This window comes from Curtobacterium sp. MCLR17_045 (assembly GCF_003234405.1).
Taxonomy (GTDB): Bacteria; Actinomycetota; Actinomycetes; order Actinomycetales; family Microbacteriaceae; genus Curtobacterium; species Curtobacterium flaccumfaciens.
Genome location: NZ_QKTB01000002.1, coordinates 47,101 through 65,001 on the forward strand (window position 1 = coordinate 47,101; position 17,901 = coordinate 65,001).

The following is a 17,901-nucleotide window of genomic DNA, read 5'->3' on the forward strand; positions in this document are numbered from 1 at the left end:
GGCCATGGACGCGACCACCCACGGACTGGAGGCACGGTGCCAGCTGGCACCGTGCCTCCAGTCCGTCACGGCGAGCGTTCCGGACCCGCCCGTTACGCTGTCCCCGTGTCAGAGCCGCGCCGCAGTCCGGGGAACCAAGCTTCACTGCGTGAAGCCAACCGGGGCCGGGTCGTCAGCGCGGTGAAGCGGCACGGCGGACTGACGCAGGTCGAGCTCGCCGGGGTGACCGGGCTCTCCCCCGCAACCGTCTCGAACATCGTCAAGGAACTCGTCGCGACCGGCGCCCTGCACGCGACGCCGAGCACCTCGAGCGGCCGTCGGGCGCTCCGCGTGACCCTGCCGCACGGCCTCGGGCTGGTCGCCGGAGTGCACGTCTCGCCGCGGCACCTGCGGCTGGCGCTGTCGGACCTGAACGGCGCCGTCCTGGCCGAGCGGCACATGCCCCTGGCCCGTGACCACCGCGCCGACGCCGAGCTCGACAAGACCGCGCTGCTCGTGCTGGACATGGTGGAGTCCATCGAGTCGTCGATGGACGAGGTGCTCGCCGTCGGCCTCGCCGTGGCCGCTCCGATCGACGCCCGCACCGGGATGACGGCGCGCGGCGGGATCCTGCGGGGTTGGGACGGCGTCGCGCTCGGCCAGTCGCTCGCCCGGCGGATGGACAAGCCCGTGCAGGTCGACAACTCTGCCAACCTCGCCGCCCTGGCGGAACACCGGAGCGGGGCGGCCCGTGGCCGAGACACCGTGGTGACGCTCGACGTCGGCAACGGCATCGGTGCCGGACTCGTGCTGGGCGGGCACCTGTTCCGTGGGCACCACGGCATCGCCGGTGAGTTCGGGCACACCCCCGTCCTGCCGAACGGGCCTCTGTGCCGGTGCGGGAACCGCGGGTGCCTCGAGGCGATCGCCGGCGCGCCCGCGGTGCTCGAGGGCGTCCGCGACGAGGTCGGCACCCTCAAGCTGGCGGACCTGATCCTGCGGGCGATGGGCGGCGACCAGGTCTGCATGCGTGCCGTGGCGGACGCCGGGCGCGCGATCGGTTCGGCGGCGGTGGGCCTGTGCAACGTCCTCGACCCGGAGCGGGTGGTGGTCACGGGCGAGTTCGCACGAGCCGGGGAACTCCTGCTCGGCCCGATGCGGCACGCCCTCGAGTCGTCGCTGATCGTCGACGTGGACGGCACGCCGGACGTGGTGCAGGGGCAGCTCGGCGAGAAGGCCTCGGTGACCGGCGCGCTGGCCCTGGCGATCGAAGCCGTGGACGTGACGCGCGCACGCTAGGCGGAGACGTGCCGGGCCGTGCCGGCCGGGGCGCTCCGCGCTGCGCCGGCCGTGCCGCTCCGCGCCCTCCGGATAACGTTTTCGTCACGGCGCGCGGTCCTTGCGTTCAACTCTTGCAGCCAAGAACGCTCGCTGTCACACTCAGGGCACCGCCGATGGGGGCGGTCCACTGTTGGAGGACGTTTCAATGAAGAAATCCACCACACGAGCGATGCTGGGCGTCAGCGCCCTGCTGCTCGCGATCACCACCTTGGCGGGCTGTTCCAACGGCGCGGACGCCGGGACCGGTTCCGGCGGAGGCGGCGGCGACGCGTCGAAGGCCAAGATCGGCCTGCTCCTGCCCGACTCCGTCACCGCCCGCTACGCCAGCGCCGACCGTCCGCTCTTCACCGCCGAGGTGAAGAAGCAGTGCAGCGGCTGCTCGGTCATCTACGCGAACGCCGACGGCGACGCGTCGAAGCAGCTGCAGCAGGCCCAGTCGATGCTCACGCAGGGCGTCAAGGTCCTGGTCCTCGACCCGTTCGACGGCGAGGCCGCAGCGTCCATCGTCCAGCAGGCGAAGGCCAAGAAGGTGCCGGTGATCTCCTACGACCGGCTCATCAACAGCCCCGACCTGAGCTACTACATCTCGTTCGACAACGAGAAGGTCGGTGAGCTGCAGGGCCAGGCACTCGTCGACGCCCTCAAGGCGAAGAAGGTCCCGGAGGGCTCGGGCATCATCATGGTGAACGGCTCCCCCACCGACAACAACGCCTCGCAGTTCAAGAAGGGCGCCCACTCGGTCATCGACGACAGCGGCTACAAGGTGCTCGCCGAGTACGACACCCCCGGATGGGACCCCGCCAAGGCGCAGGACTGGGCAGCCGGCCAGATCAGCAAGCTCGGCAAGGACAAGATCACCGGGGTCTACGCGGCGAACGACGACACCGGCGGCGGCGTCATCGCGGCCCTGAAGTCGGCCGGCGTCACCGAGCTCCCGCCCGTCACCGGGCAGGACGCCTCGCTCGCGGGCATCCAGCGGATCCTCGCCGGTGAGCAGTACATGACCGTCTACAAGGCCTTCAAGCCCGAGGCGTCGAAGGCCGCCGACCTGGCGATCCAGTTCGCCAAGGGTGAGACCCCGAAGGGCGACACCACCGTCGACACCGCCGGGGGCGCCAGCGTCCAGTCGACGCTGCTCGACCCGGTCGCCGTCACCACGGACAACGTCCAGTCGACGGTGGTCAAGGACGGCCTGTACGAGGTGTCGAAGATCTGCACCGCGCAGTACAAGTCGGCCTGCGACAGCGCCGGCATCAAGTAGGTCCGACCCCCTCTGCCCGCCCGGTCCGACTGCGGACCGGGCGGGCCTCACCGATCGAGGACGACACCCGTGAGCACGACACCAGTGAGCAACGCGTCACCAGCAGCACACCCCTCCGCCGACCCGGTGATGTCCCTGCGCGGGATCACCAAGCGGTTCGGCGCCGTCCAGGCCCTCAGCGACATCGACTTCGACGTCTACCCGGGCGAGGTGGTCGCCATCGTCGGCGACAACGGCGCCGGCAAGTCGACGTTCGTGAAGATCCTCGCCGGGGTCTACACGCCCGACGGCGGCACGATCACCTTCGGTGGCGACGAGGTCACCGTCCCGAACCCCGCGGCGGCCCAGACCCTCGGCATCGCGACGGTGTTCCAGGACCTCGCCCTCGCCGACAACCTCGACGTGGTCTCGAACCTGTTCCTCGGGCGCGAGATCGCCCACCCGTTCCTCGACGAAGAGGAGATGGAGCGCCGCTCGTGGGAGCTCCTGCAGCAGCTCGCCGCCCGGATCCCCTCGGTGCGGATCCCGATCGCGTCGTTGTCCGGTGGCCAGCGGCAGACCGTGGCGATCGCCCGCTCGCTGATCGGCGACCCGCAGGTGGTCGTCCTCGACGAGCCCACCGCAGCCCTCGGCGTCGCGCAGACCGCCGAGGTCCTCAACCTCGTCGAACGCCTGCGCGAGCGCGGACTCGGCGTCGTCCTCATCAGCCACAACCTCGCGGACGTGCAGGCCGTCGCCGACCGGGTCGCGGTCCTGCGACTCGGGCGGAACAACGGCACGTTCCGCATCGACGACGTCTCCTACGAGGAGATCATCGCGGCCATCACCGGCGCCACCGACAACGCCGTCACCCGTCGCGCCGCCGCCCGGACCGAGCAGGAGACCAGCGCATGAGCAAGACCGACGAGACCCTCACCGCGGCGACCCCGACCCCCTCGGCGGCCGACCTGCAGGACGAGCGGCTCCTGCGCGACCAGGGGATCGGCGGCGCGGCGAAGGCGTTCGTCCGCCGCGTGCGCGGCGGTGACATCGGTTCGCTGCCGGTGGTCGTCGGGCTCATCGTCATCTGGGCGGTGTTCCAGGCGCTCTCCCCCGACTTCCTGTCCCCGGGCAACCTGGTCAACCTCGCCCTGCAGTGCGCCGCGGTCGGCACCATCGCGATCGGCATCGTGCTCGTGCTGCTGCTCGGCGAGATCGACCTGTCCGTCGGCAGCGTCAGCGGACTCTCCGCCGCGATCCTCGGCCAGGGCCTGACCACACTCGGCTGGCCGCTGTGGCTCGTGCTCACCGTCGCCCTGGCCGTCGGTGCCGCGGCCGGCCTGCTCTACGGCCTGCTGTTCACCCGCTTCGGGGTGCCGAGCTTCGTCATCACGCTCGCCGGTCTGCTCGGGTTCCTCGGGCTGCAGCTGCTCATCCTCGGCCCGAACGGTTCGATCAACCTGCCGTACGACTCCCCGATCGTGCAGTTCGCGTCGGCCTCGTACCTGCCGCCGTGGCTCGCCTACCTGCTCGCCGTCCTGGCCGCCGGAGGACTCTTCTTCACCGAGATCCGACGCGCTGCCCGCCGCCGCCGTGCCGGGCTGTCGACCGGGGCGATGTCCCTGACCGTCGTGAAGGCCGTCGCGCTGTTCCTCGGCCTCGCCCTGATGGTCTGGTACCTGTCGCGCGACTTCGGCACCGGCACCTCGTTCGTGTTCTTCATCGTGCTGGTCGTGCTGATGAACTTCGTACTGAAGCGCACCCGTTGGGGCCGCTCGGTCTTCGCGGTCGGCGGCAACGTCGAGGCTGCACGGCGCTCCGGCATCCGGGTGAACCGCATCTACATCTCGGTGTTCATGCTGACCTCGCTCTTCGCCACCGTCGGCGGCATCCTCGCCGCCGCCCGCCTGAACTCGGCGAGCCTGTCGTCCGGCGCCGGCGACACGAACCTCAACGCGATCGCCGCAGCCGTCATCGGCGGGACCAGCCTGTTCGGTGGCCGTGGCAGCGCCTGGTCGGCGCTGCTCGGCATCATCGTGATCCAGTCGATCTCGAACGGGCTCACCCTGCTGAGCCTCGACTCGTCGATCCGCTACATGATCACCGGCGCGGTCCTGCTGCTGGCCGTCATCATCGACTCGCTCTCGCGGCGCAGCCGCGCCAGTCACGGCGCGGCCTGAGCGGGGCCCTGGACCCCGCCACGCGGACGGACGGGAGGCACGGTGCCAGCTGGCACCGTGCCTCCCGTCCGTCTCGGCGCGCGTCTCGGATCCGGAAGACGCCGTCGTGTTCCCCCGACGCCGCCCCGTGCGCGAGACGCCTCCGAAAACGGAGGCGTCTCGGCAACTGGGCGGCGTCTCGGCGCGCTACTTGCTCTTCGAACCCGAGGTACCGGGCAGGCTGAGGATGTTGTCGGTGCCCTGCGGCACGACGATCAGCGAGCCGTTGTCGCCGGCGCTCTTGAGCGCCTCGATCTCGCGCTGCTTGAGCGCGGCGTCGGAGAGCGGGTGCTCGTTGAGGACCTCGTTGGCGTCGGCCTGGCCCTGCGCCTCGGCGACCTGCTGCTGCGCCTGCACCTTCTTGGCATCCAGGAGCGCGCGCTCCTTCGTGACCTGGATCTGCGCCTGCTGCGCCGTGGCGTAGGCGTCGATGACCGACTTCGGCGGGGTGATCTCCTGCAGCGCGAAGTTGTCGACGTGCACGCCCGAGCCCTTCCAGCGCGTCTCGAGCGCCTGGATCATCGCCTTCTCGACGGTGCCGCGCTTGGTGATGAGCTCGATGGTGGTGAAGTCGTTCGGCACCTGGCGGACGACGCTGCGCACCGAGTTGCCGATGAACTGCGTCTTGAAGTTCTCCTCGGTCTTGTACGACCGGTAGATGTCGGTGACCGACTTCGCGTCGATGCTGTACTGCAGGTTCAGGCTGACGTTCGACGAGACGCCGTCCTGGTCCTGCACCGTGACGTACGGGCCGGAGCGGACGTTGCCGTTGTTGTCCGAGTCGGAGCCGTTCACCGCGTTGATGTAGGTGACGGTCTGGTTCCGGATGTTGAACGTGTGGAGCGTGGCCCACGGTGCCTTGAAGTGGAACCCGGAGTCCGTGGTCTGCCCGACGATGTTGCCGGAGATGTCCACCTGGACCTTCGACTCGCCCGTGTCCTGCGCGTACAGGGTGCTGCCGAGCGTGAGCCCGACGAACAGGACGCCGGCGGCTGCTGCTGTCCACGTCGCGATGAGGTTCGGGCGGCGGGTCGGGATGGCGGGACGTGCCTCGCGACCGGGCGTGGCCGGTCGTGCGGGGGTGGAGTAGGTGCGTGTTCGGAAGAAGAGCGCGACGAGCGCGATGACGAGGAAGACGATGGCGGCGACGAACATGACGATCACTCCTGGATGCTTGTCCGTTGAGTCTGCCGTACCCGGAGGGGTGCGGGCGACGCGGGTGCGCGTGGTGGCGGGCGATGCGCGCCGTCCGTGTCGCCCCTGTCGCCGGGCGCCGGTTCCGTCTGGTGCGAGGTTGCACACCTGGTGCGAGCCCGGATGCCTCGCACCACGTGTACAACCTCGCACCGCGCGGATGCGCTCGGGTCGGGGCCGCGTGGGCTAGGCCGGTCCGACGATCTCCTCGATGCGCTCGAGTCCGCTGCGGCAGCGTCCGAGGTACTCGTCGTACAGGTCCGGTCGCCGGTCACGCGCCCACCGTGTGACGTCGAGCAGGTGCAGCGCAGTCATCGACGCGAGCCGCCGGTGGTCGTCGTCCGACGTGAGTCCGGCAGCCGTCATGAACTCGTCGTGGTCCGCGCGGGTGACGGACCCGTCGATCAACGTCCACGTGAACACCCGGCGGGCATCCGTCCACGGTGCCGGCCCGGTCTCCGCTGCGCCCCAGTCGATGAGCACCGGCCGCTGGCCCGGACCGCGGGAGATCAGGTTGCGAGGTGCGAGATCGCCGTGGGCCAGCCCGAACTCGAACTGCGCCTCCGACAGCGGAGCGAGACGATCACGCAACCGGTCCGGCGACGCGTAGGCACCGTCACGGAGCAGCGGATCGTCGTCGCCGAGCGCGTCGAGGTTGTAGTCGAGGTGCGCCGTCCAGGCGAGCCGGAGGTCGTCGCCGAACCTCGTGAACAACGACCGAGGCGCATCGACGAGCGGGATCATGGCGACGGCTCGCGCGGAGCGACCGAGCCACCGCCACGGGCGGTCGATCGGTCGTGGGTCAGGCGCGACGTACGCCGACACCGAGAAGTGGACACCGCCCTCCGACCCGTGGGTGAGCGGTTCGGGGACCGGGATGCCGACCCGGCTCGCGCTTCGTGCGGCCCACGACTCGACGGGGTACTCGTCCTGCCGGAGCGGGTCAACCGGGAAACGCAGTACGACCGGAGCAGCACCCGCACGGTCCACCCGGTAGGTGTGGTTCACCGCCCCGCCGTGCAGCCGTTCGATCCGGTCGACCGATCCGCCGACGGAGCGCAGGACGACTCGGAACCACTCCTGCTCGACCACCTCGTCCGACATGGGACCAGCATGGCCGCTCCGATCAATCGTCGCGAGGAACGCTGTTCGCGGCGCGGGATGCCGAAACCGCACCGACGACGAGCGCCGCCAGCGTGGTCGCCAAGGACAGCCCGAGCAGCACCACGTAGAGCGCCGGGATGAGCTGGGCCGGAACGGACACGATCGCCACGATCGCGGCACCGATGAGCAACGGCCGCATGACCCGGCGGGCGGCGAGGTGCCCAGCGCGCCAGGCCGCGTCGCTCCGCATGAGTGACTGCAGCCGGATGCCCGCTGCACGGTTCCGCCCCAGGCCGTCCGCAGCGACCGACACGATGCCCCAGATCGCCGCGTCGACGATGAGCAGGAGCACGGCACACCCGATCGCCGCCCACCAACCTGGACTGTCCATCACGACCTCCCCGCACCACGTTAACGCGGTGGAGGCAACGCGCACGAGGTCAGGAGACGGGCGCGCCTGCCCGATCGAGCTCGGCCAGGACTCGGCGGCTTCGACGCACGCCGATCACCGTCGCGACCGTGACGAACACCGCGACGACGGCGATGAACACCAGGAACGCCCAATCCGAACCGAACGTCGGGGCTGTGGCGCCTCCGAGTCCCAACAGGCTCAGCCCGGTGCCGATCAGGGTCGGCGCCGAGGTTCGGATGGACCGCCGCTGCCACGCGAGCATCGCCCGCACGAGCGGCACGGTCTCGGGCAGCACCGGTACTCGTCCGCTGACCTGTCGGGTGACGGACTTGCGGTCCGCCGGGGTGAGCGCGCCGAGCGGCTGTTGCGGCGTCTCGACGAGGTAGGGCAACAGCCTGCGGTGGCGTCGAGCACGGACCCATGCGGTCACGTTCACGACCGCTCCGGCCAGGGCGAACAGGAACCAGATCACCGAGTCGGTGCGGAGCACGGAGGGAACGCTGATGAACGCCCACAGGATCGACAGGCCGGCGAACCCCGCCTGCTGCGACATGACGACCACCGTCGGCCCGTGCTCGACCAGGTACTCGGCACGACGCGTCGCCTCGGCGAGGTCGCTCGGGTTCACCACCCGGGGACCTCGACCCGCACCGAACTGATCCGACCGGCGCGGGTCGTCGCCGTCACGGCCGGGTCGTAGCTGTCGGCGGTCGCCAGGTAGAGGGTGCGACCGTCCTCGCCACCGAGCGCACAGTCGATCGCACAGTCCCCGGGTGCGTCGATGCGGTCCGTCACCTCGCCGCCCTCGACGACCCGCAGGAACTCGCCCGTGTCGACCGAGCAGACCCAGATCGCGCCGTCACGGTCGACGGTGCTGCCGTCCGGGGTCACGCCACCGGGCAGGGCTGCCCACTCGCGCCGCCCGGTCAGCGAACCGTCGTCCTCGATGTCGAACGCGGTGAGCCGGCCACCCCACGTCTCGCTGACCACCAGGGTCCGGGTGCCGGGCAGGATGTTGGCGCTGTTCGGGAACACCAGGCCCTCGGCGGCCAGGCGGACGGAGCCGTCGGGGTCGATCACGTAGAGCGGGCCGGGGCGCAGTTCCTCACCCGCGTACAGGTCGTAGCCGAAGGCGCCGATGTAGGTCCGGCCGGTCTGGGCGTCGAAGACCAGGTCGTTCACGAGCGACGACTCGATCGTGGACAGGTCGGCGAACACCGAGGTGCTGCCGTCCGGCTCGACGGCGACGACCGTGCGGGACTCCATCGAGCTGATGACGAGCCGTCCGTCGGCCAGCCACCCGAGCCCCGACGACTGCCCGTCGACGGTGGCCTCGAGCCGGGGGCCGTCGGTCGAGGACGGGTCGACCGAGAAGACCTCGCCGGTGTGCATGTCCGAGTACCAGAGCCGCCCGTCGTGCCAGCGGTTCCCCTCGGGGAACCGGATGCCGGAGATGACGATGTCGGTCGCTGAGTCCAGGGTGATGTGCACGGATCCAGCCTGCCAGCGGGACCGGGAAGCTGCCCGGACGGATGCCGTGACGGCGGCCTAGGGTCGTCCCATGCCGGGTCGTCACCTCATCCACCACCTGGGCGTCTTCGCCAGCGACTTCGCCGCGAGCGACGCGTTCTACACCGCCGCCCTCGCGCCCCTCGGCATCGGAGCGGGCTACCGCACGGACGCCGTCGCCGAGTTCTGGCAGCACGGGGACGACACCCCGAGCGTCTCGCTCGAGACCGCCCGGACCCCCGCGGCGACGACGCGCGGACTCCACCTGGCGTTCGAGGCCGGGTCACGGAGCGAGGTCGACGCCTTCCACCGCGAAGCCGTCGCCGCCGGCGGGGTGTCCCGGCACGAACCGCGCTACTGGCCGGAGTACGGCGCGTACACCGCGTTCGTGTCCGACCCGGACGGGAACAACGTCGAAGCGCTGATCAAGGAGAGCGGCGACTGACCCGGCGGCTGCACGACGGTCACCGACAACCGCAACGGACGACGCATCTGGCACGATCGACCCATGCCCCTCGACGGAACTCCCCTGCACCGGCTCGGCTTCCTGACGATCGGGTCGTTCGACCCCGCCCGACCGTCCGAGGGCCACGAGGACACCCTGCGCGTGATCGAGCGCGCCGAGACCCTGGGCTTCGACAGCGCCTGGCTGCGCCACCGGCACCTGCAGCACGGCATCTCCTCCCCCGTCGCGGTGCTGGCCGCCGCCTCGCAGCGCACCTCGCGCATCGACCTCGGCACCGCCGTCACCCCGCTCGGCGCGGAGAACCCGTTCCGCCTGGCGGAGGACCTCAGCACGGTCGACGTCCTGCTCGGCGGCCGTCTGAACCCGGGGTTCTCGGTCGGAACGCCGATGAACTTCGACCTGTACCGCGACGCGATCTACCCCGACACCCTGGAGCACGAGGACCTCGGCAACGACCGGCTCCTGCGCTTCCGTGACCTGGTGCGCGGTGACCCGGTGACGGCCACCGAGACCGTCGAACGCCGCGGCATCGAGGAGTTCGCGAGCACCGTCCAGCCGCACAGCGCCGGCCTGGCCGACCGGATCTGGTACGGCACGGGCAGCACGAAGTCGGCCGTGTGGGCGGGCGAGAACGGCTTCCACCTGCTCACCTCGAGCGTCACCCGCAGCGAGGTCGGCACGGACTTCGCCACGAACCAGCGCGCCCAGATCGACGCCTACCTCGACGTCCACCCCGACCCCGCTGCCGCCCGCGTCTCGCAGGGCCTGGTCGTCATCCCGACCGACACCGCGACCGCCGAGCAAGCGGCCCGCTACCGCGCCTACGTCGAGAGCCGCTCGGGTCGCGTCGGCGTGCCGCAGGGCCCCGCCGGGATGCTCTTCGCCGCCGACCTGGTGGGCACGTCGGCCGAGATCGCCGACCGGCTGCGCGCCGACGTCGGCTACCAGGCGGTCACCGAGGTCGCCTTCGCACTCCCGTTCTCGTTCGAGCCCGACGACTACGCGCAGATCATCACGGACATCGCCGAACGGCTTGGACCGGAACTCGGCTGGGCGCCGGGATCCGACGGGTGGGACCCGCAGCACGGATGACGAGTCGGCCGATTGCACCGGTGGTGGTCAAGGCACCCGATGTCGGGCAAGATCGACGGGAGGGTCATCAGCACCCGTCGACTCTGGGGGGTCACATGCACGACCAGCGTCCCGAAGAACCGGTCCGACAGCACTCGACCGACTTCCTCCCCGGGGTCAGCGGCAACCCGGTCGCCCCGTTCCAGCGAGACCATCAACCGGGTAGCGCGCCGATCCGGAACGACTGGATCTTCTTCGTTCCCATCGGCGGTGTCGTCGTCCTCGGGGTCGTCGCGTACGTCATCTGGGGCTCGTGATGCGGCTCCGGGTGGGGTTCGCAGAGTCAGAGCCCGGCAGCACGCCGACGATCGAACACGATGAACGGCTCGTCCGGACCTTCCGGCACACCGCGAGCCGACTGTTGTTCTGGGGCTGTGTGCTGTGTGCGCTCGGCGGCGCCTCGATCGGCTGGTCGGTAGTCGGTCCGATCCGATTTACGGGGCTGGCTCTGGCGGGCTTCTTCGTCCTCGTGGGCTCGGGCTTCCTCGTCTTGCGGAGCCGCGTGATCCGGCGGGCTCGGCCTGCCGTGGCAGCCGCGCAGGGGCGCATCGACCGTTTCGGATCGTGGCAACGCTCGCAGCCAGGGTGGGTCCCCCTCGACGGCTTGCGCCGGTCTGGTCGTTGACGGCTTCGTCGACGCCGTCACCCGGTCGAGCGAACCGGTCAGTCCTGCTGGTCCGCCTCCACCGCGTCCCGCAGCCGGTCGAACACGTCCGGCACCGCTGAGCGCACCCGGCTCCAGCTCGGGATGAACGGCTTGTCGTTCGGCCGCGCCGTGAAGGCGCCGCCGGCGTCGAGGATCGCCTTGGTGAAGAGCTCCACGGCGGCTTCCTCGGCGTGCTGGTCGAACGCGAGCCCGCTCATCTCGGCTTCGTGCCGGTACACCTCGACGATGTCGAGTGCGTTCCGGTAGTACGTCGCCTTGAGCACCCGGAACGAGTCGGAGGTGAGCGGGACGCCCATCGTCGCGAGCTTCCGGAGCAGCGACTGCACGATGTCGTTGCCCATCCGGGCGAGGCCGCCGGTGCCGTCGGCCTCGGCGAGGGGCTGGTGCTTGTGGTCGTACGCGTCGGCGATCTCCACCTGGCACACCTGCCGGGTCGCGTAGTCGCGGTAGACCTCGGAGAGCATGCCGATCTCGAGTCCCCAGTCGCCGGGGATCTTCAGGCCGTTCAGCACGTGGGCACGCATCGCGAACTCACCGGACAACGGGTACCGGAAGCTGCTGAGGTACTCCAGGTACTCGGACTCCCCGTAGACCTGGCGGAGCGAGCGGAGCAGGGGCCCGACGAGCAGCCGTGCGGCGCGGCCGTTGATCCGACCGTCGGCGACGCGGGCGTAGTAGCCCTTCGAGAACTCGTAGTCGAACGCGGGGTTCGAGACCGGGTAGAACAGCCGCGCGAGCATGCCCCGCTCGTAGGTGGTGATGTCGCAGTCGTGCAGGGCGATGCAGTCCGCCCGCTCCGATGCCAGGGCGTACCCGGTGCAGTACCAGACGTTCCGGCCCTTGCCGGGCTCCCCCGGCGCCAGGCCCGCGCGCTCCAGTTCGGCGTCGAGCTCGCGCAGTCGCGGCCCGTCGTTCCAGAGGATCCGGTGCCGCTGCGGCAGCCGCGAGAAGAACTCGCGGGCGTGCTCGAACTGCGAGCGGTCGGCGCGGTCGAGCCCGATCACGATCTCGCTGAGCCAGTCGGCCTCGGCCAGCTCGTCGACGATCCGCGACAGGGCCGGACGCTCGAGCTCGGAGTACAGCGCCGGCAGGATCAGGCTCATCGGACGCTTCTCGGCGAAGCCCCGCAGGTCGTCCTCGAGGCTCGCGGTGCTGCGGCGACCGAGGTCGTGGAACGTCGTGATGACGCCGTTCTGGTGGAAGTCGCTCATCGGTGGCTCCTGACGGACGGGGTGGTGAACCGGGTGAGGCCCTCGGTCCAGCCCTGCGGGCCGGGGGCGGTCGTGCGGTGGACGCGCTCGGGGCGGTCGTCGGCGAGCGGTCCGGGGGCCGGTCCGTGTCCGCGGACCACGACGGCGAAGTCGACGGCGTCGAGCAGCGCGGTGTCGTTCGGGCCGTCACCGAGTCCGATCGTGCGCGGGATGGTTCCCGTCCGACGCTCGTGGTCGGCGATCAGCGTCCGGACCGCCGCGCCCTTGTCGCGGCCGGCCGGCAGCACGTGCCAGAACCGGCCGCCGCGCACCAGGTCGAGGCCGACCGCGGCGAGCGCCGCGCGGAACGCGTCCGCCCGGTCGTCGTCCTCGGCGTGCCAGAGCAGCACCTCGGACGCCTCGCGCTGCTGTGCTCGTCCGGCCGCTTCGAGGTCGAGGCCGGTCCACGCGGCGACGACCGCGTCGGTCACGCCGCCGAAGGTCTCGAACCGCAGATGCAGTGACTGTCGGACACGGTCGAGTGCTGCGTGCAGCCGCTCGAGCTCACCGTCGACCGGTCCGACCAGCACGTCGCCCACCGGTCCGACGACGACCGCGCCGTTCTCCGCCACGAACGCGTGTCCGTCGAGCCCGGTGCGTGCCTGCAGCGCCGTGATCTCGGCACGCGTCTTGCTGCTGCAGAACACCACGGGGACGTCGTCCACCCGCAGCTGTTCCAGCATCGGCAGGGCCGCGTCGAACGAGTAGTCGTGGTGGTCGAGGAACGTCCCGTCGAGGTCCGTGACGATCATCAGGTCGGGTGTTGGCATCGTGCTCCGCTGGCGGCTGGCTGGGCTGCGGGCGACGATGCCCCGGACCACCCTGCCACGCGCATGCGTCGGTTGGGTGAACAAGCCGGCGTCGGTCGCGCGACGCGACCAGCGGACGGACAGGAGGCACGGCGCCAGCTGGCACCGCGCCTCCAGTCCGTCACGGCGTGTCAGTGCGCGCGCAGGATGCCGAGGAACTCGTCGGCCCACTCGAGGTTGCGGGCGAGCTTCGCCCGGCGCTCCTCGGTGTCCACGACGTACGCGTCGAGCTGCGCCTGCAGCCGGTTGCGCTCGGCGCCGTCCGCCGTCTGGAGCCCGTCGAGGATGCCGAGGAGCTCGGCCATCTGCTCGAGGGAGTAGCCGAGGGGCTTCATCCGGCGGATGACGAGCAGGCGTTGCAGGTCGTCGTCGGAGTACAGCCGGAAGCCGCCCTCGGTCCGGCCGGTGGGGTGGAGCAGCCCGACGTCGTCGTAGTGCCGCACGGTCCGGATGGAGAGCCCGGTCCGGTCGGCGAGTTCACCGATCCGCATCGTCGATGCTCCTGCCGCGTCCGTCACTGCTGACCCCTTCCGCCCGGTTGCCCGGTTCCGACCGATCGTACCGATGCTTGCGCAGCAACCCTTCCGTTGCGTTAGAGTCGGACACGACCGACTCTTCCGTCGCGGAAGGTTCGGGTCCCTGGCCGCACTCGGTCAGTGCGCGCGACGAAGCGCCCCACGACATTCCCCCCGCGGACGCCGAGCGTCCGCATCCCTCACCGAAGGAGAACCGTGACGACCGTCACGCCCGCACCGGCTCCGGTGCACGCAAGTCCCACCGTCCTGTCCGCCCTGCGGAACCCGAAGATCCTGCTCCGCGAGGTCCTCGCCGGCCTCGTCGTGGCCCTCGCGCTGATCCCGGAAGCGATCTCGTTCTCGATCATCGCGGGCGTCGATCCGCGCGTCGGCCTGTTCTCGGCGTTCGTGATGGCCGTGGTCATCTCGTTCGTCGGCGGACGTGCCGCGATGATCACCGGCGCCACCGGAGCCATCGCGCTCGTCGTCGCCCCCGTGGTCAAGGAGCACGGCTTGGACTACCTGATCGCCACCGTCCTGCTCGGCGGCGTGTTCCAGCTGGTCCTCGGCGGGCTCGGCGCGGCCAAGCTGATGCGCTTCGTGCCGAGGTCGGTGATGGTCGGGTTCGTCAACGCCCTCGCGATCCTGATCTTCACCGCGCAGCTGCCGAACATCATCGGCGTCGACTGGCTCGTCTGGCCCATCGGGGCCGTCGGCATCGCGATCATCGTGCTCCTGCCCCGTGTCACCAAGGCCATCCCGGCACCGCTCGTGGCGATCGTCGTCCTGACGCTCGTCACCGTGCTGGCGTCCATCGCCATCCCCACCGTGGGCGACGAGGGCAAACTCCCGGACAGCCTGCCGACCCTGTTCATCCCGAACGTCCCGCTGAACCTCGAGACGCTCACGATCATCGCCCCCTACGCACTCGCCATGGCCCTCGTCGGACTCCTCGAGTCGCTGATGACGGCGAAGCTCGTCGACGAGGTCACCGACACCGGTTCCCGCAAGACCCGCGAAGCCCTCGGGCAGGGGGTGGCGAACATCGCCTCCGGCCTGTTCGGCGGCATGGGCGGTTGCGCGATGATCGGCCAGACGATGATCAACGTGAAGGCCTCCGGCGCCCGTACCCGGATCTCGACGTTCCTGTCCGGGGTCTTCCTGCTGGTCCTCGTCGTCGGACTCGGCGACGTCGTCGCGATCATCCCGATGGCCGCCCTCGTCGCCGTGATGGTCATGGTCTCCGTCGGCACCTTCGACTGGCACAGCATCAAGCCGTCCACACTGCGGCGTATGCCGGTCGGCGAGACCATCGTCATGGTCCTCACCGTCGTGATCGTCGTCGCCACGGACAACCTGGCCATCGGCGTGATCATCGGTGTCATCGCCGCGATGATCGTCTTCGCACGCCGCGTTTCCCACTTCACCACCGTGTCGCGGAGCATCGAGACGCTCAGCACCGGTGAGCAGCACGCGCTCTACACGGTCGAGGGCGAACTCTTCTTCGCGTCGAGCAACGACCTCACCACCCAGTTCGACTATGTCGACGACCCCGAACTCGTCGTCATCGACATGACCGGGTCACACATCTGGGACGCCTCCACCGTCGCCGCGCTCGACGCCATCGAGACGAACTACCACCAGCACGGCAAGCGCGTCGACATCCGCGGTATGAACGACGCCAGCCAGGCGTTCCACAGCCGCCTCGCCGGGAACCTCGGCGCCGGTCACTGACCCCCTGACCCTCCCCCCTACGTCACGTGACGGAAGACACCGGGTCCGAGCCGCCCCACGATGGACCGAGGGCGGCAGGACCGTGGTGCGACCTGTGCCGCACGCCGCCCACGACACGGCAGGAGCGTCGCCATGAAAGTCATCGCAGTGATCGGCACCGGCAAGGTGGGAGCGGGGTTCGCGCGGGCAGCCGTCGCCGCCGGCCACGATGTCGTCCTCGCCAACTCGCGCGGCCCGGAGAGCCTGTCCGAGATCGTGGCCGCACTCGGCGAGCGGGCATCCGCGGACACCGTGGTCGGGGCAGCGGAGCGGGCGGACATGCTGCTGCTCGCCGTCCCGCTGCACCGGTACGACCAGCTCCCGGCGGCCGCGCTGGACGGCCGGATCGTCATGGACGCGGGCAACTACTACACCGACTGGTCCGGACACATCGAAGCGCTCGACGACGAGTCGACCACCACGTCGGAACTCCTGCAGGCTTCGTTCCCGGCCGCTCGTGTGGTGAAGGCGTTCAACAGCATCTACGCCGAGGAGATCGCCACGGACGCACGGCCGGGCGGAGGACCCCGGCGAGCGCTGCCCGTCGCGGGCGACGACGCCGCAGCCAAGGACACCGTCAGCGAGCTCATCCAGAGCATCGGCTTCGACGTCGTGGACGCCGGTCCGCTCCGCGAGGGCTGGCGGTTCCAACGCGGAACCCCGGCGTACGTCGTCCCGCTGACCGCCACCGAACTCGTGCGGGCACTGGCCGACGCGCGCCGCTACCGGGACATGGAGGCGGACGACGTCTTCTCGCGTCGGACCCACCTGATGCCGGAGGCCGAGAGGGAGACCGACATCTGACGCGACCGGGCGACGCGATGGCACCCCTGTGACCGCCGACTCCGGGGTGCCCCTCGGCCACACGACACGCCCGGCGGCGAAGGATCTGTGAGGATGTCCCCTCCGTGCACACTGCGGAGTGAAGGGGGTGGACATGAACCGATCAGCCGAGCCGGACAGCGCGCTCGTGGCGGCAGCCGCGCGCGGCGACCGCAGTGCGGTCACCGCGTTGTTCGACCGTCACGCCGAGACCATGACCCGCTACACGTGGGCACTGGTCACGCGGCGCATGGACGTCGAGGAGATCGTGCAGGACGCGTTCCTGACCCTCTGGCAGAAGGCCGACACCGTGGAGGTCCCCGGGGAGTCACTCCTGCCGTGGCTGCTCGTCGTGTGCCGGAACCACGCCGCGAACCTGCGGCGACAGCAGCGGCGACACGAGGGTGTCGACCTGCCCGACGAGCTCGCCGCGCCCGAGCCGGACGACGACGCCCGCGAACGGCTGCGGTGGGTCCGCGCCGAGATCGACGCGCTCGCACCACTCGATCGCCAGGTGTGCGAGCTCTGCCTCATCGAGGGCCGCTCCTACGCCGAGGCCGCCGACCTGCTCGGCATGAGCGTCGGCGCCGTCACCCAGCGCGTGTGGCGGTCCCGTGCACGGATCAAGAAGGCGGTGACGAACGATGAACGATGAACGACGAAGCGACCACGGGTCCCCGATGAGCAACGAGCCGCCCGGAGGCGACGAGATGCAGCGGATGCTCGCCGGCATGCGGCAGCAGGTCGTCCGGGGCATGCACGACAAGCCACGCCCGGCTTCCACACACCGTCGCGTCGGCCTCATCGTGGCGTTGATCGCCGTGCTCGGCATCGGCACCGCGAGCGGTTCGGTGGCGCTCGGACTCGTTCCGACGCCCTTCGCCGCAGCACCTGCACCCGCGCCGTCCTCTGCACCGCCGACACCGACACCGACCGGGTCACCGTCCCCGTCCGCGGCCCGCATCACGCCGACCCCCGCGCCGGCTGACACCACGGCGACGATCCCCGGGGCGTGCACCGACGCTGTGCCGGCCGCCGACGCTCCCCGCTTGTTCGGTTCGCTGGAGATCACCCAGTTCCGACCCCAGGTACCGGGCGGCAGGACCGACTACTACATCGACCCCGAGACCCCGTTCAAGGAGGACGCGGAGCTGGTCTGTTCCTGGACACCGGGCGGTACCTCCGAGGGCGACGAGGGGCTGTTCCTCGAGATGGGCACGGTAGATCGTGACGTCCTGCAGGCTCGCCTCCGCGTCGTCGCCGACAAGGACTGGACCTGCACCGACACGCTCGGTGGACGTTCGTGCCAGCACACCGAGACGTCGATGTACTACTCGGATCAGGTGGAGACGACGCACACGTTCTTCGTGCGCGGCGACACCTGGATCTCGATCACGCAGTCGAACGTCCCGACCGACGGCCTCCTGAAAGCGCTCGTCCAGCAGACCTGGACGGACTGACAGGCGGACT

General features: G+C 70.3%; 19 protein-coding genes. 11 read left to right on the forward strand and 8 right to left on the reverse strand.

The window, feature by feature from the left end; translation table 11 throughout:
• Window positions 1–105 precede the first annotated feature (105 nt).
• The 4 genes from DEJ05_RS02380 (at window position 106) to DEJ05_RS02395 (ending at window position 4,740) form a co-directional block, all read left to right on the forward strand.
• Window positions 106–1,278 (forward strand): ROK family transcriptional regulator, encoded by a 1,173-nt coding sequence (locus DEJ05_RS02380; protein ID WP_027464817.1) that lies wholly within the window; start codon window positions 106–108, stop codon window positions 1,276–1,278.
• A 187-nt stretch (window positions 1,279–1,465) separates the two neighbouring features.
• Window positions 1,466–2,581, forward strand: a complete 1,116-nt coding sequence (locus tag DEJ05_RS02385) for a sugar ABC transporter substrate-binding protein (RefSeq protein WP_110864793.1) — start codon at window positions 1,466–1,468, stop codon at window positions 2,579–2,581.
• A gap of 129 nt (window positions 2,582–2,710) precedes the next feature.
• Window positions 2,711–3,475, forward strand: a complete 765-nt coding sequence (locus tag DEJ05_RS02390; RefSeq protein WP_111038920.1) for an ATP-binding cassette domain-containing protein — start codon at window positions 2,711–2,713, stop codon at window positions 3,473–3,475.
• Window positions 3,472–4,740: a sugar ABC transporter permease gene (locus DEJ05_RS02395; protein ID WP_111109642.1), complete on the forward strand. Its 1,269-nt coding sequence runs from the start codon at window positions 3,472–3,474 to the stop codon at window positions 4,738–4,740. The genes DEJ05_RS02390 and DEJ05_RS02395 overlap by 4 nt, the downstream gene beginning before the upstream one ends.
• A 186-nt stretch (window positions 4,741–4,926) precedes the next feature.
• On the opposite strand, the gene DEJ05_RS02400 is transcribed toward DEJ05_RS02395, so the two are convergent.
• From DEJ05_RS02400 to DEJ05_RS02420, 5 genes are all read right to left on the reverse strand, one after another.
• Window positions 4,927–5,934, reverse strand: coding sequence for an SPFH domain-containing protein (locus DEJ05_RS02400; RefSeq protein ID WP_258375647.1), 1,008 nt, complete (start codon window positions 5,932–5,934; stop codon window positions 4,927–4,929).
• Window positions 5,935–6,159: 225 nt separating this feature from the next.
• Window positions 6,160–7,077, reverse strand: a complete 918-nt coding sequence (locus DEJ05_RS02405; protein ID WP_111109643.1) for a phosphotransferase family protein — start codon at window positions 7,075–7,077, stop codon at window positions 6,160–6,162.
• A 22-nt stretch (window positions 7,078–7,099) separates the two neighbouring features.
• Complete coding sequence (locus DEJ05_RS02410) at window positions 7,100–7,468, reverse strand: SdpI family protein (RefSeq protein ID WP_111109644.1); 369 nt, start codon at window positions 7,466–7,468, stop codon at window positions 7,100–7,102.
• A 49-nt stretch (window positions 7,469–7,517) separates the two neighbouring features.
• On the reverse strand, window positions 7,518–8,117 hold the full coding sequence (locus DEJ05_RS02415) for a hypothetical protein (RefSeq protein ID WP_146244997.1): 600 nt from the start codon (window positions 8,115–8,117) through the stop codon (window positions 7,518–7,520).
• Window positions 8,114–8,980: an SMP-30/gluconolactonase/LRE family protein gene (locus tag DEJ05_RS02420; protein ID WP_111109646.1), complete on the reverse strand. Its 867-nt coding sequence runs from the start codon at window positions 8,978–8,980 to the stop codon at window positions 8,114–8,116. Before DEJ05_RS02420 ends, DEJ05_RS02415 begins: the two co-directional genes overlap by 4 nt.
• A 70-nt stretch (window positions 8,981–9,050) precedes the next feature.
• Here DEJ05_RS02420 and DEJ05_RS02425 point away from each other — a divergent pair, with 70 nt between their 5' ends.
• The 3 genes from DEJ05_RS02425 to DEJ05_RS02435 all read left to right on the forward strand — a co-directional run bounded on the left by DEJ05_RS02425 (window position 9,051) and on the right by DEJ05_RS02435 (window position 10,852).
• Window positions 9,051–9,443: a VOC family protein gene (locus DEJ05_RS02425; RefSeq protein ID WP_111109647.1), complete on the forward strand. Its 393-nt coding sequence runs from the start codon at window positions 9,051–9,053 to the stop codon at window positions 9,441–9,443.
• A gap of 63 nt (window positions 9,444–9,506) precedes the next feature.
• The gene (locus tag DEJ05_RS02430; RefSeq protein WP_111109648.1) at window positions 9,507–10,556 is read left to right on the forward strand and encodes an LLM class flavin-dependent oxidoreductase; all 1,050 of its coding nucleotides are present in this window, start codon (window positions 9,507–9,509) and stop codon (window positions 10,554–10,556) included.
• A gap of 95 nt (window positions 10,557–10,651) precedes the next feature.
• Complete coding sequence (locus DEJ05_RS02435; protein ID WP_110864786.1) at window positions 10,652–10,852, forward strand: hypothetical protein; 201 nt, start codon at window positions 10,652–10,654, stop codon at window positions 10,850–10,852.
• A 406-nt stretch (window positions 10,853–11,258) separates the two neighbouring features.
• Here the strand turns inward: DEJ05_RS02435 and DEJ05_RS02445 are convergent, their stop codons facing one another.
• From DEJ05_RS02445 to DEJ05_RS02455, 3 genes are all read right to left on the reverse strand, one after another.
• Complete coding sequence (locus tag DEJ05_RS02445) at window positions 11,259–12,473, reverse strand: glycosyl transferase (protein ID WP_111109650.1); 1,215 nt, start codon at window positions 12,471–12,473, stop codon at window positions 11,259–11,261.
• Entirely contained in the window at window positions 12,470–13,282 is an 813-nt protein-coding gene (locus DEJ05_RS02450; protein ID WP_111109749.1) for a mannosyl-3-phosphoglycerate phosphatase, read from the reverse strand. The genes DEJ05_RS02445 and DEJ05_RS02450 overlap by 4 nt, the downstream gene beginning before the upstream one ends.
• 170 nt (window positions 13,283–13,452) lie before the next feature.
• Window positions 13,453–13,839, reverse strand: a complete 387-nt coding sequence (locus DEJ05_RS02455) for a MerR family transcriptional regulator (RefSeq protein ID WP_111109651.1) — start codon at window positions 13,837–13,839, stop codon at window positions 13,453–13,455.
• A gap of 213 nt (window positions 13,840–14,052) precedes the next feature.
• Between DEJ05_RS02455 and DEJ05_RS02460 the strand changes: the two genes are divergently transcribed.
• The 4 genes from DEJ05_RS02460 to DEJ05_RS02475 all read left to right on the forward strand — a co-directional run bounded on the left by DEJ05_RS02460 (window position 14,053) and on the right by DEJ05_RS02475 (window position 17,891).
• Window positions 14,053–15,570 (forward strand): SulP family inorganic anion transporter, encoded by a 1,518-nt coding sequence (locus DEJ05_RS02460; RefSeq protein WP_111109652.1) that lies wholly within the window; start codon window positions 14,053–14,055, stop codon window positions 15,568–15,570.
• A 60-nt stretch (window positions 15,571–15,630) separates the two neighbouring features.
• Window positions 15,631–16,413, forward strand: a complete 783-nt coding sequence (locus DEJ05_RS02465; RefSeq protein WP_111109653.1) for an NADPH-dependent F420 reductase — start codon at window positions 15,631–15,633, stop codon at window positions 16,411–16,413.
• Window positions 16,414–16,546: 133 nt separating this feature from the next.
• A complete protein-coding gene (locus DEJ05_RS02470) occupies window positions 16,547–17,086 on the forward strand; it encodes an RNA polymerase sigma factor (RefSeq protein WP_083389453.1) in 540 nt (179 codons plus the stop codon).
• A gap of 25 nt (window positions 17,087–17,111) precedes the next feature.
• Window positions 17,112–17,891: a hypothetical protein gene (locus tag DEJ05_RS02475; protein WP_111109654.1), complete on the forward strand. Its 780-nt coding sequence runs from the start codon at window positions 17,112–17,114 to the stop codon at window positions 17,889–17,891.
• Window positions 17,892–17,901: the final 10 nt, after the last annotated feature.

Excerpts from the sequence above, each read along its gene's own strand:
- DEJ05_RS02385 (WP_110864793.1), top strand. The coding sequence starts at position 1,466 with ATGAAGAAATCCACCACACGAGCGATGCTGGGCGTCAGCGCCCTGCTG.
- DEJ05_RS02390 (WP_111038920.1), top strand. The coding sequence starts at position 2,711 with ATGTCCCTGCGCGGGATCACCAAGCGGTTCGGCGCCGTCCAGGCCCTC.
- DEJ05_RS02395 (WP_111109642.1), top strand. The coding sequence starts at position 3,472 with ATGAGCAAGACCGACGAGACCCTCACCGCGGCGACCCCGACCCCCTCG.
- DEJ05_RS02400 (WP_258375647.1), bottom strand. The coding sequence starts at position 5,934 with ATGTTCGTCGCCGCCATCGTCTTCCTCGTCATCGCGCTCGTCGCGCTC.
- DEJ05_RS02405 (WP_111109643.1), bottom strand. The coding sequence starts at position 7,077 with ATGTCGGACGAGGTGGTCGAGCAGGAGTGGTTCCGAGTCGTCCTGCGC.
- DEJ05_RS02410 (WP_111109644.1), bottom strand. The coding sequence starts at position 7,468 with ATGGACAGTCCAGGTTGGTGGGCGGCGATCGGGTGTGCCGTGCTCCTG.
- DEJ05_RS02425 (WP_111109647.1), top strand. The coding sequence starts at position 9,051 with ATGCCGGGTCGTCACCTCATCCACCACCTGGGCGTCTTCGCCAGCGAC.
- DEJ05_RS02430 (WP_111109648.1), top strand. The coding sequence starts at position 9,507 with ATGCCCCTCGACGGAACTCCCCTGCACCGGCTCGGCTTCCTGACGATC.
- DEJ05_RS02435 (WP_110864786.1), top strand. The coding sequence starts at position 10,652 with ATGCACGACCAGCGTCCCGAAGAACCGGTCCGACAGCACTCGACCGAC.
- DEJ05_RS02445 (WP_111109650.1), bottom strand. The coding sequence starts at position 12,473 with ATGAGCGACTTCCACCAGAACGGCGTCATCACGACGTTCCACGACCTC.
- DEJ05_RS02450 (WP_111109749.1), bottom strand. The coding sequence starts at position 13,282 with ATGCCAACACCCGACCTGATGATCGTCACGGACCTCGACGGGACGTTC.
- DEJ05_RS02465 (WP_111109653.1), top strand. The coding sequence starts at position 15,631 with ATGGACCGAGGGCGGCAGGACCGTGGTGCGACCTGTGCCGCACGCCGC.
- DEJ05_RS02470 (WP_083389453.1), top strand. The coding sequence starts at position 16,547 with ATGAACCGATCAGCCGAGCCGGACAGCGCGCTCGTGGCGGCAGCCGCG.
- DEJ05_RS02475 (WP_111109654.1), top strand. The coding sequence starts at position 17,112 with ATGAGCAACGAGCCGCCCGGAGGCGACGAGATGCAGCGGATGCTCGCC.